10 protein-coding genes are annotated in these 12,500 nt (G+C 63.9%); 8 read left to right on the top strand and 2 right to left on the bottom strand.

Features of this window, described 5'->3' with window-relative positions:
* Positions 1-74 precede the first annotated feature (74 nt).
* Complete coding sequence (locus tag SO140_RS31800; RefSeq protein ID WP_449379067.1) at positions 75-749, bottom strand: Crp/Fnr family transcriptional regulator; 675 nt, start codon at positions 747-749, stop codon at positions 75-77.
* 336 nt (positions 750-1,085) lie between these two features.
* Between SO140_RS31800 and SO140_RS31805 the strand changes: the two genes are divergently transcribed.
* From SO140_RS31805 to SO140_RS31830, 6 genes are all read left to right on the top strand, one after another.
* Positions 1,086-1,907 (top strand): ABC transporter ATP-binding protein, encoded by an 822-nt coding sequence (locus tag SO140_RS31805; protein WP_449379066.1) that lies wholly within the window; start codon positions 1,086-1,088, stop codon positions 1,905-1,907.
* Positions 1,904-3,835 (top strand): long-chain fatty acid--CoA ligase, encoded by a 1,932-nt coding sequence (locus tag SO140_RS31810; protein ID WP_449379065.1) that lies wholly within the window; start codon positions 1,904-1,906, stop codon positions 3,833-3,835. Before SO140_RS31805 ends, SO140_RS31810 begins: the two co-directional genes overlap by 4 nt.
* A gap of 262 nt (positions 3,836-4,097) precedes the next feature.
* Entirely contained in the window at positions 4,098-4,991 is an 894-nt protein-coding gene (locus tag SO140_RS31815; protein ID WP_449379064.1) for a branched-chain amino acid ABC transporter permease, read from the top strand.
* A gap of 2 nt (positions 4,992-4,993) precedes the next feature.
* A complete protein-coding gene (locus tag SO140_RS31820) occupies positions 4,994-6,067 on the top strand; it encodes a branched-chain amino acid ABC transporter permease (RefSeq protein WP_449379063.1) in 1,074 nt (357 codons plus the stop codon).
* Between the two features lie 43 nt (positions 6,068-6,110).
* Positions 6,111-7,394, top strand: coding sequence for an ABC transporter substrate-binding protein (locus SO140_RS31825; RefSeq protein WP_498543564.1), 1,284 nt, complete (start codon positions 6,111-6,113; stop codon positions 7,392-7,394).
* A gap of 145 nt (positions 7,395-7,539) precedes the next feature.
* Complete coding sequence (locus SO140_RS31830) at positions 7,540-8,379, top strand: ABC transporter ATP-binding protein (protein WP_449379061.1); 840 nt, start codon at positions 7,540-7,542, stop codon at positions 8,377-8,379.
* Between the two features lie 60 nt (positions 8,380-8,439).
* Here SO140_RS31830 and SO140_RS31835 read toward each other — a convergent pair whose 3' ends face one another.
* On the bottom strand, positions 8,440-9,591 hold the full coding sequence (locus tag SO140_RS31835) for an AGE family epimerase/isomerase (RefSeq protein WP_449379060.1): 1,152 nt from the start codon (positions 9,589-9,591) through the stop codon (positions 8,440-8,442).
* 84 nt (positions 9,592-9,675) lie between these two features.
* Here SO140_RS31835 and SO140_RS31840 point away from each other — a divergent pair, with 84 nt between their 5' ends.
* Together SO140_RS31840 and SO140_RS31845 are read left to right on the top strand one after the other, a co-directional pair.
* A complete protein-coding gene (locus SO140_RS31840; protein ID WP_449379059.1) occupies positions 9,676-10,899 on the top strand; it encodes a phenylacetate--CoA ligase family protein in 1,224 nt (407 codons plus the stop codon).
* 205 nt (positions 10,900-11,104) lie between these two features.
* The gene (locus SO140_RS31845; protein ID WP_449379058.1) at positions 11,105-12,487 is read left to right on the top strand and encodes a GHMP family kinase ATP-binding protein; all 1,383 of its coding nucleotides are present in this window, start codon (positions 11,105-11,107) and stop codon (positions 12,485-12,487) included.
* The last annotated feature ends 13 nt before the right edge of the window (positions 12,488-12,500 follow it).

Genomic DNA, 12,500 nt, shown 5'->3' on the forward strand with positions numbered 1-12,500 from the left:
TCCAGCCAGCATGGTGAATCAGAAGCAAGCTGATTTGGGAATCCCAAATCGATTCAACCTAACCCCATCCCGCTTTAATCCCCATATCCGCGCAACCGCTCGACATCGAGGATGGTGATGCCACCATATTCGAGCCGCAGCAGCCCCTCCTTCTCGAGCCGGTTCAGCGCGCGGTTCGCGTTCTGCCGCGACATGCCCGAGAGTGCGCCGATCTCCTCCTGCGTGATCTCCAGATGCGTCTTGGAATCCGGATAGAGGATCGGGTTGAACAGCGAAGCGATGCTGCGAGCAAGGCGTGCGGTGGCGTCCAGCGTGCGGTTGACCTCGAGCATGCCGATGAACTGGCCGAGCCGCTCGTTGAGCTGGCGCACCAGGAAGCGGTTGAAGCCGACGCTGTTCTCGAACAGCCACAGGAAGGCACTGCGCTCCATGAGAGCGAGACGGCTGTCGCGGAGCGCGACCACTTCGTAACGCCGCGGCTCGTTCTTGAGCACGCTGCCCTCGCCGAACCAGGCTCCCGCGGTGAGCCCCGCCAAACTCGTCTCCTTGCCGTCGCGCGATACCCCGCCCATCCGCGCGAGCCCACTGACCACGCCGGCCCAATAGTCGAACTTGTCGCCGCGCATGAAGACGGTCTCGCCGTTGACATAGGATTTTTCGATGATCCCGGCGCGGGCAACCTCAATCTCGCGCATCGTGAGCTCGCGCGACCAGGCGGCGACGCGCTTCAACTGATCCTCCGAAATCATGATCCCAAGGCCAACCGCACCGTAACGTCACCCCGCCCGATTGCTGCACCGCAGCAAGTTCGCATCGCTCGCCCTGCGGCAAAAGAAGCAGTCCCCACCCCCGCGAAAAACTTTGCCGACGAATTGTCAGGCGCAAGACATTTCAAAATAGCGCTTTACCCTATTGAGGACCACCTCTCGCGGTGCGGCTTTTGTTCCCAATGGGGACAACGCCGCATCGCGTGATCGGGCCGGGACCATCGGCTGCATGGTTTCGTCCGAACGGCCGATATAGGATCGGCCCAAGGAAATGGACGAAAGAGCGCAAAAGCGCCGTCGCCGGGGAGGGAATTATTGGTGGCAACCAGTCTTGAAGTGCGCGGCGTGTCCTTGCGGTTCGGCGGCGTCCGCGCGCTGACCGACGTCAGCTTTTCCATCAAGGACGGCGAACTGTTCTCGATCATCGGCCCCAACGGCGCCGGCAAAACCTCGATCGTGAACTGTATTTCCGGTCGATACAGGCCGACCGAAGGCCAACTGTTCTACCAGGACCGCGACATCACTGGATTGACGCCGAACGCCCGCGCCTCGCTCGGCATTGGGCGCACCTTCCAGAATCTCGCGCTGTTCCATCATATGAGCGTGCTCGACAACATCATGGTCGGCCGCCATCACCTGCTGAAGAACAATTTCATCACGGGCTCACTGTACTGGCTGACCGGCGCGCGCAAGGAGGAGCTCGCGCACCGCCGCAAGGTCGAGGAGATCATCGACTTTCTCGACCTGCAATCGGTTCGAAAAGCGCAAGCCGGCACCCTGCCCTACGGCTTGCGCAAACGCGTCGAGCTGGCACGCGCGATGGCGCTGGAGCCGCGCCTTATTCTCCTCGATGAACCGATGGCCGGCATGAACTTCGAGGAAAAGGAGGACATGGCCCGCTACATCGTCGATCTCAACGAGGAGTTCGGGATGACGGTGGTGATGATCGAGCACGACATGGGTGTGGTGATGGATATTTCCCACCGGGTCATGGTGCTGGATTTCGGCCGCAAGATCGCCGAGGGCGATCCGGCCGCGGTGCTGGCCGATCCCCATGTCAAGCGCGCCTATCTTGGCGAAGAGGACGAGGTGCTGGTCGATCCCGACGACAAGCCCGCGGCCCCGGAGTGCGCGGCATGATGGACTATGCGGGACGCGTCGCGCAGGCCGACACCTATCCGAAACTGCTGCGGCTGAATGCGAAGGAGCATGGCAGCGAGATCGCGCTGCGCGAGAAGGATTTCGGGCTCTGGCGTCTCTTCACCTGGAGAGACTACCAGAGCCGGGTGCGCGATTTCGCGCTCGGCCTCGTCGAGCTCGGCCTTGGGCGCGGCGACGTCATCGGCATCATCGGCGACAACCGGCCGGACTGGGTCGCCGCCGAAGTGGCGACCCATGCGATCGGCGGTCTGAGCCTCGGACTCTATCGCGACGTGCTGGATGAGGAGGCGTCCTATCTCCTCAACTACGGCGAGGCGCAGCTCGTCTTCGCCGAGGACGAGGAGCAGGTCGACAAGCTGTTGGGGCTAGCCGATCGCGTGCCGAAACTGAAGCACATCATCTATTCCGATCCGCGCGGGATGCGGAAATATGACGATCCGCGGCTGATGCCGGCCGAAAAGCTCGCCGAGCTCGGCCGCGCACGCGCGGCGCGCGAGCCGGGGCTTTACGACAAGCTGGTGGACGAAACCAAGGGCGAGGACGTCGCGATTCTCTGCACCACCTCGGGCACCACGTCCCATCCGAAGCTCGCGATGCTCGCCGCCGGCCGCGTGCTCGGCCACTGCGCGACCTATCTCGCCTTCGATCCGAAGGGGCCGGACGACGAGTACGTCTCGGTGCTGCCGCTGCCGTGGATCATGGAACAAGTCTATGTGCTCGGCAAAGGCCTGCTCTGCCGGATGAAGATCAATTTCGTCGAAGAGCCCGACACCATGATGAACGATCTGCGTGAGATCGCGCCGACGTTCGTGCTCTTTGCGCCACGCGTATGGGAATCGATCGCTGCCGACGTCCGCGCCAAGGTGATGGACGCGACGCCATTCAAGCAGCGGCTGTTCGATCTTGGCATGAAGACCGGGCTTGCCGCGCTCGCGCAAGGCAAGCATTCGGGCCTCGCCGACATGATCCTGTTCCGCGTGTTGCGCGACCGCCTCGGCTTCACGCGGCTGCGCTCGGCTGCCACCGGTGGTGCCGCGCTCGGGCCTGATACCTTCAAGTTCTTCCAGGCGATGGGCGTGCCGCTGCGCACGCTCTACGGCCAGACCGAGCTGCTAGGGGCCTACACACTGCATCCCGACGGCAAGGTCGATCCTGACACCACCGGCGTGCCGATGGCCGACAGCGTCGAGATCCGCATCGACAACGCCGACGTCCACGGTGTCGGCGAGATCGTGGTGCGGCATCCCAACATGTTCCTGGGCTACTACAAGAACCCCGAGGCGAGCGTCGCCGACATCAGGGATGGCTGGATGCTGTCGGGTGATGCCGGCTATTTCAACGATAACAGGCAGCTCGTCGTCATCGACCGCATCAGGGACCTCGCAGAGACTTCGCGCGGTGAACGCTTCTCGCCGCAATTCATCGAGAACAAGCTGAAGTTCTCGCCCTATATCGCGGAAGCCGTAGTGTTGGGTGCCGGCCGCGACGCGCTCGCGACCATGATCTGCATCCGTTACTCCATCATCTCGAAATGGGCGGAGAAGAACCGGCTCTCATTCACGACCTATAGCGACCTCGCCTCGCGGCCGGAGGTCTATGCGCTGCTCCAGAAGGAAGTCGAGACCGTGAACGCGACGCTGCCGCCGGCACAGCGCATCTCGCGCTTCCTCCTGCTCTACAAGGAGCTCGACGCCGACGACGGCGAGCTCACCCGCACCCGAAAAGTGCGCCGCGGCGTCATCAACGAGAAGTATGCGGATATCATCGACGCCATCTATCGCAGCGACGCCAACATCCCCGTCGACGCCGTGATCCGCTTCCAGGACGGCACCACCCAGCGCGTCCGCACCACGCTGCGCGTGGTGGATCTGGACGCCGGCGCGCATATGGCGGAGGCCGCGGAGTGAGCCAGGACGCGCGCACCGCAGCCCCTCGCCTCTCCCCGCTTGCGGGGGGAGGCCGGAGCGCGTCAGCGATCCGGGTGAGGGGGAGCCTCTCCGAGGGCGGTCGCGATGGTCTCGAGAACGCCCGCCAAATTGTGCGAGACCTCATTAGCACCTCGCATGCGGAAGCTTCCCCTCACCCGCCGCGCTCCGGACGATGCTTCGCATCGCTCGGCGCACGTCGACCTCTCCCCGCAAGCGGGGAGAGGCGAAAGGTCCAACGTACATGAACACCGCCTTCCTCTTCCAGCTTCTGGTCAACGGCCTCGTGGTGGGCACGCTCTATGGCGTCGTCGCGATGTCGTTTGTGCTGATCTACAAGGCGACGCAGGTCGTCAACTTCGCGCAAGGTGAGCTCTTGCTGGTCGGCGCCTGGGTGTGCTGGGCGCTGCTGGCGAAATATCAGGTACCGTTCTGGATCGGCATGCCGATGACGCTCGTCTTCATGTTCGTGTTCGGCATCGCAATCCAGGTGCTGATTCTCAGGCCCATGATCGGCGAGCCGATCATTTCGGTGATCATGGTGACCATTGGCCTCTCCACGGTGTTCCAGGCCGCACTGAAATGGATGTTCGGCGTCAACCCGCAGCCGTTCCCGCGGGTGTTCGAAAGCCAATCGGTGAACCTGTTCGGGCTTCAGATCCAGACTGTCTACATCATGAGCCTCGTGGTCTCGGTCGCGATGATGATCGGCATGGCCTGGTTCTTCCGCGCCTCCAAATACGGCCTTGCGATGCGGGCCACCGCGTTCAATCAGCAGGTGGCGCAGTCGCTCGGCATTTCCGTCAAAAGCGTGTTCGCGATGGCCTGGGCAATCTCGGCGACGGTGTCGGCGGTCGCCGGCGTCGTCGTCGCCGTGGTGAACGGCGTGTCGTCGGGGCTGGCGGCCTACGGCATCAAGGTGTTTCCGGCGGCGATCCTCGGCGGGCTCGACTCCGTCGGCGGCGCCGTGCTCGGCGGCATCATCATCGGGCTGCTCGAGAACATCGCGCAATATGTCGACAGCCAGTATCTGCACTGGGGCAATCTCTACGAAATCGCGCCGTTCTACGTCCTGATCATCGTGCTGATGATCAAGCCTTACGGCCTGTTCGGCACCCGTGACATCGAGCGGATTTGACCATGGCCGGCCCCGCCCTCATCCCTGCTGGTGATTTCCGCACGACCTACGCGGCCGACACCACGATTTTCCCGACCAGGACCAGCCGCAACTTTGCGATTGCCGGTGTGCTCCTTCTCTGTCTCGCACCGCAATTTTTCTCCGGCTACTGGCTCAGCATCCTGATTCAGATCGGCATCTTCTCGATCGCGGCTCTCGGCCTCAATATCCTGGTCGGATTCACCGGCCAGATCTCGATCGGGCACGCCGCCTTCTTCCTGCTTGGCGCCTTCACCTCGGCCTATATCTCCAACAACGCGCCGATCCCGGTGTTCTTCGCCATCCCGCTCGCCGGCATCGTTACTGCGCTCGTTGGCCTGATCTTCGGCATTCCGGCGGCACGGCTGAAGGGGCTCTATCTCGTCATCGCGACGCTCGCGGCGCAATATATCCTGCTCGACTTCTTCTCGCGCGCTGAATGGTTCTCCGGCGGCTCGGTGCCGGCCAGCGCCGAGCCGTTCTCGATCTTCGGCTATACGCTGCGCGGCGATAAGCAATATTTCTACGTCGTGCTGGCTTACGTGCTCGCGAGCTACATCCTCGTCACCAATCTGATGCGCACGCGCGACGGCAGAGCGCTGGTCGCGATCCGCGACCACTATCTCTCCGCGGAGATCATGGGCATCAACCTGACGAAATACCGCACGCTATCGTTTGCGCTCGCGGCCTTCTTCGCCGGCATCGCGGGCGCACTCTACGCTCATTACCAGCAGGTCGTCTCGCAGGAAGGTTTTGGCATCGAGCGTTCGATCTTGTTCCTCGCCATGATCATCATCGGCGGCACCGGCTCGATCATGGGCACATTGATGGGCACCGCCTTCGTCGTGCTGCTGCCGGAATCGATGGAATGGCTCAGCCTGCATCTGAAGGGCGGCGCGATCGACCATGCGCTGTCGCTCAACACCAACATCACCTTCCTGCGCGAGATCGCGATCGGGCTCATCATCATCGCGTTCCTGATGTTCGAGCCGGATGGGCTCGCGCATCGATGGCGACAGATCAAGGCCTATTGGAAGCTCTACCCGTTCTCGCACTGAGCGCGGGCAACTCGACCAAAACGATAACAGGAGGAACCAACCGATGAAGACAAAATCCCTTTTGAGCACCGCATCGCTCGCGCTTGCGCTCGCAGCCTTTTCGGCCGCCGCGCAGGCGCAGATCGCGATCGGTCACCTCGCCGACTATTCCGGCGGCACGTCCGACGTCGGCACTCCTTACGGCCAGGCTGTCGCCGACACGTTTGCGTGGATCAACAAGAACGGCGGGATCGGCGGCAAGCAGCTCAACCTCGACACCAACGACTACGGCTATCAGGTGCCACGCGCGATCGCGCTGTACAAGAAATGGTCGGCGCCCGACACCAAGGTCGCGGCGATCATGGGCTGGGGCACCGCCGACACCGAGGCGCTGACCGGCTTCCTCGCGCAGGACAAGATCCCCGACATGTCCGGTTCCTATGCCGCAGCGCTGACCGATCCGGAAGGCACCAGCGGCAAGGCCAAGGCTGCGCCTTACAATTTCTTCTACGGCCCGACCTATTCGGATGCGCTGCGCGCGATGCTGGTGTGGGCGGCTGATGATTGGAAGGCCAAGGGCAAGACCGGCAAGCCGAAGTTCGTCCATATGGGTGCGAACCACCCCTACCCGAACGCTCCGAAGGCGGCCGGCGAGGCGCTGGCGCAGGAGCTCGGGTTCGAGGTGCTTCCGCCGCTGGTGTTTGCGCTGACGCCAGGCGACTACAGCGCGCAGTGCCTGAGCCTGAAGTCCTCGGGCGCCAACTACGCCTATCTCGGCAACACCGCGGCCTCCAACATCTCGGTGATGAAGGCCTGCAAGTCGGCCGGCATCGACATCCAGTTCCTCGGCAATGTCTGGGGCATGGACGAGAACGCCGCCAAGACCGCAGGCGACGCGGCCGATGGCGTGATCTTCCCCTTGCGCACTTCCGTGAGCTGGGGCGGCGACGCGCCCGGCATGAAGACGGTGATGGAAATCTCGAAGATGTCGGACCCGACCGGCAAGGTCTATCGCCCCGTGCATTACGTCGCGGCCGTGTGCTCGTCGCTGTACATGAGGGAGGCCCTGGACTGGGCCGCGAAGAACGGCGGTGCGACCGGCGAGAACGTCGCCAAGGGCTATTACCAGAAAAAGGACTGGGTGCCGGCAGGCATGGAGGGTGTCTGCAATCCCTCGACCTACACCGAGAAGGATCATCGCGGCACGATGAAGGTCGACCTCTATCGCGCCAAGGTGACGGGTGCGACCGACGGCGACCTCAACGACCTCATGGCCAAGGGCACGATCAAGCTCGAGAAGGTGAAGACCGTCGAGCTGCCGCGCAAGCCGGAATGGTTCGGGTGGTGAGCTGTACTGCTGCCATCCAAACAACTGTCATCCCCCGCGAAAGCGGGGGATCCAGTACGCCGCGGCTTCTCAGGAAGCGTCTGGCGTCTCTGGAATACTGGGTCGCCCGGTCAAGCCGGGCGACGACAGCGGAGAATGAAGAGACATGACCCAAACCATCGAAGCAGCGCACTCAACGCCAACCGTCGTCGCGCCCGCGCCGCTGCTCAGCGTGCGCAACATCGAGGTCGTCTACGACGACGTCATCCTGGTGCTGCGCGGCCTCAGCCTCGAGGTGCCCAAGGGCGCGATCGTGGCGCTGCTGGGCGCGAATGGCGCTGGCAAGTCGACGACGCTGAAAGCGATCTCCGGCCTGCTGAAGACCGAGGACGGTGAGGTCACGCGCGGCGAGATCATGTTCGACGGCGACCGGATCAACGGCATTGATCCCGACAAGATCGTCCGCCGCGGCATCTTCCAGGTGATGGAGGGCCGGCGCATCGTCGCCGACATGACCTCGCTTGAAAACCTCAAGCTCGGCGCCTTCACCCGCAGCGACCGCGAGGTCGATTCCGATCTCGACATGGTCTTCAGCTACTTCCCGCGCCTGAAGGAGCGCACGGGCCTCGCCGGCTATCTCTCCGGCGGCGAACAGCAGATGCTCGCGATCGGCCGCGCGCTAATGGCACGCCCGAAGATGATCTTGATGGACGAGCCGTCGATGGGGTTGTCGCCGCTCCTCGTGAAGGAAGTGTTCGCGATCATCAAGAAGATCAATCGCGACCTCGGCGTCACCATTCTGCTGGTCGAGCAGAATGCGCGCGCCGCGCTCTCGGTCGCGAGCCATGGCTACATCATGGAACAGGGCAAGGTCGTGCTCGACGGCACCGCCGACGAGCTGCGCGACAACGAGGACGTCAAGGAGTTCTACCTCGGCGGCGCCGGCGACCAACGCAAGAGCTTCAAAAACCTCAAGAGCTTCAAGCGGCGCAAGCGCTGGCTATAGCGTTTTCAAGCGAAGTGGGAACCGGTTCGCGTGAAGAAAACGCGTCAAAACAAAAGCGCTTCACCCCAGCACTTGCTCGGCTTCCGTCACCGCGCAGAGGACATGATAGAACGACGACGCAGGAATTGTCTCGACGAGCGAGTTGCCGTCTCGGTCGAACTGATCATACCAGCCACCCCTCACGGGATGGCTGAGATAGTGCCGTTCCAGCCGCACCAGCGCCGTGCGCGCCTTGTCCGCTGCACCAACCTCGCCGGATTCAGCCTGCGCGATCCACGCTTTCGCGATCTCGGTCTGCGGCCACAGCCGCCGGGAATGCCGGCGGATGTTGCCGTCGACGTCGGCTTCGTCGATGAGGCAGCCGGTCGCGATGTCGTGACCGCGCACCGCCGTCTCCAGCAGCTCACCGCGATAGCGCCCCGTCGGGCAGCCAGTGATGCGCTCGAACCCTTTCAGAAGCCAGACCCATTCGGCCTGGTGGCCGGGCTCGACGCTGACCGGCTCGATCTTCGACCAGTCCTCCTCGAAATATTCGCCAAGCGCACGCTTCTGCTTGTCGTAGAGATTGGCGAGGAACAGCGCGAAGAACTCGCCGGCGCGGTTCTGGAACGACAGGTCATGCGTCGCGTCAAAGCATGCGATCATCGCCTCGAACAAATGCATGTGCGGATTCTGCCGGCGCGGCATCGCCATCGGCAGGCTCTCGTGAACACCGCCATGCGGCGAGCGCAGATGCGCGTCGATGAAGGCGAGCAGCGCGTCGATCTCGGCGCGAACCTGCGCGTCCTTATCCAACGCGTAGACGGTCGCAAGCGCGAGCAGGACGAAGGCGTGGTCGTAGGCATCGCGCTTGCCGTCCAGCACGGTACCTTCCGGCATCAAGCGATGCACATAGCCCGGGCGGCCATCCGGCGCCTTGGCGCGCGCCAGCATGTACTCGAGACCCTTCAGCGCGATCGCTCGGCCTTCCGGATACCAGCCCATCTGCGCGGCCTTGGCATAGCAGTAGATCTGGCGGGCCTGCACGAACACCCGGCGCGGCGCGGCGCGATCCGCCGAGCCATTCTTGTGCAGACGGTCGATGAAGCCGCCCGAGGCCGCATCCCAGCCCTCGCCCGACCACAACGGCAGCGCCTCGTCGATAATCCGCCGCTTCAACCTGGCGACGACATCGGCGGCCTCGTCCGTCGTGATCCCCTGTTCGTTGGCCATTCCACTTTCTCCAGCTCCGGCTGCCGCCCTGATAGCGACGCGCGCGAGGCGGCGCAACGGATGCGAACCAATTGAGGACCAGCCATGACCACCCACTACGACGCCCTTGAGACGCGCGCACTTGACGAGCGCGAGGCCGAGCTGTTCTCGCGCCTGCCGGGCATCCTGCACCATGCCATGGCCGCACCAGCCTATGCCGAGCGCCTGAAGGGCTTCGAGCCGGCCTCCGTGACCTCACGGGCCGCGCTGGCGCGGCTGCCGGTGCTGCGCAAGTCGGAACTGCCCGCCCTGCACAAAGCCTCCCTGCCCTTCGGCGGCTTCGTGGCACACCCGCCCGGGGCATTCGCACGGCTCTTCACCTCGCCCGGACCAATCTTCGAGCCGGAGGGAACCCAGGCCGACCCCTGGCACGGCGCGCGAGCGCTATTCGCCGCGGGCTTTCGGCCCGGCGACATCGTGCTCAACACATTCGGCTACCATCTGACGCCCGGCGGCTTCATTTTCGACGCCTCCGCGCGGGCGCTCGGCTGCGCGGTAATCCCAGCGGGCCCGGGCAACACGGAGGCGCAATTCGAGCTGATCGAGGCCTACCGGCCGATCGGGTATAGCGGCACGCCGGACTTTCTGAAGATTTTGCTCGACGCCGCAGCGACTACGGGGCGCGACGTCTCCTCAATCAAGCGCGCGCTGGTCTCGGGCGCGGCGTTTCCGCCTTCGCTCCAGGCCGAGATCACAGCGCGCGGCATCGACGCCTACCAGGCGTTCGGGACCGCCGACCTCGGTCTCATCGCCTTCGAGACCGAGGCCCGCGACGGCATGGTCGTCAATGAGGACCTGATCATGGAGATCGTCAAGCCAGGCACCGGCGATCCCGTTGCGCCAGGAGATGTCGGCGAGATCGTGGTGACCTCGCTCGACCCGCATCATCCCTGGATCAGGCTCGCGCTCGGCGACCTCACCGCGGCGCTGCCGGGCAAGAGCTCCTGCGGCCGCACCAACATGCGCATCAAGGGCTGGATGGGTCGCGCCGACCAGACCACCAAGGTCAAGGGCATGTTCGTCCGCCCCGAGCAGATCGCCGAGATCGGCAAACGCCACCCCGCACTTGGCCGCCTGCGCCTCGTCGTCACCCGCGAGCGCGAGACGGACGCGATGACGTTGAAGGCCGAGACTGCGGCGGTAAGCGAGGCGCTGCGCGAGGAGATCGCCACCACGCTACGCGCCGTGACGAAGCTCGGCGGCAATGTCGAGCTGGTGAGCCCTGGCGCGCTGCCGAACGACGGCAAGGTGATCGCCGACGAGCGCTGACACTCGCTTGGCGCGATCACGGCGCGCGACAGGCCTCCTTAGCATATCGCTGTCCAGCACGTCAGCGCGGTGAATTCCTGAGCCCGATCATACCCCTAAGCCGGTCCGGCCTGGAACCTTGCATCGCCCCGAGGGCTACCGTATTAGCAGGTTGACCCGCGCCCCGGTTGCGGCTGCGGAATCGACCTTTTCCGGACCCAAGAACGTGCTTGAGCGAACACTCGTCACCATCGCCGAGACCGATACGATTGAGGAGGGCTTTCGCCGCCTCAACGCGAACATGCTCGGTATCCTCTTTGCGCAGGATGCCGGCGGGAAGATCGTCGGCGCGGTGACCGACGGTGACATCCGCAGGCGGATGTTGACCGGCATCACCATCCACGACAGCGTCGCAGCCTGCATCAATCGCAATTTCGTCTGGGCGCGTGCCGGCGGACCGCGCGAGCAAATCCTCAAACTGCTCGACCAGCGTGTCCACGTGGTTCCGATCCTCGACGCCGAGGGCCGGCTGGTCGACGTGTTCAGCCGCGATCTGTTCAACCTCTCGGAAGAGAGCGAGGTGTTCGCGCGCGCCCGTTCGCCAGTGCGAATCAGCTTTTCCGGCGGCGGCACGGACCTCACCCACTACTTCGTGGCGAACGACGGCGGCGCGGTCATCAACGCCACGATCAAGATGTACGCCCATGCGACGCTCAGGCGGCGCAGCGACGCCCAAATCCGGATCTACTCGCACGACTTCCGCTGCACGGTTGAAGCAAACAGTCTCGCCGAGCTCGGCGCGGGCGGCGATCTCGCCTTGATCAGATCGGTGATCCGGCTGATCAAGCCCACTTACGGATTTGAGCTCGAGGTCTCCGCCGATTTCCCGGTGGGCTCCGGGCTCGGCGGCTCCGCCGTGGTGTCGTCGGCCATCATTGGCTGCTTCAACGAATTCCGCAGCGATCAGTGGGACCGCCACGAGATCGCGGAGATGGCATTCCAGGCCGAGCGCCTGATGCTCAACATCCCCGGCGGCTGGCAGGATCAATACGCCACCGTGTTCGGCGGCTTCAATCACATGGAGTTCTCGTCAGACCAGAACACCATCGTGCCGCTGCGCCTCGATTCCAACATCATCGCCGAGCTCGAGGAGAGCCTGGTGCTCTGCTACACCGGCTCGGGTCATGACTCCGGCGCGATCCACCGCGATCAGAAGGCCCAGCACGAAACCTCGGATGCAGTCGCCGCCGCCGCCAAGCAGAAGGAAGTGACACGCGAGATCCGCAAGCATCTGCTGCGCGGCCGGCTTCTCGAATGCGGCCGGCTGATCGACGAGGCCTGGCACGCCAAGCGCAAGATGAGCTCCAAGATCTCCTCGAACGAGCTCGACGATATCTATGACTTCGCCAAGTCGCACGGTGCCGTAGGCGGAAAATTGCTCGGTGCCGGCGGTGGCGGTTATTTCATGTTCTTCGTGCGCCCGTTCGAGCGCTACCCGCTAATCTCCGCGCTGGAGCAGAAGGGCCTGCGCTGTGCACGCATCATGTTCGAGGAGAACGGCCTCAAGACCTGGAAATCACGCTTCCCGGCCCGGCCGGCCGACGAGTGAGACGAGATTGTTG

The organism is Bradyrhizobium sp. UFLA05-108, assembly GCF_059803455.1.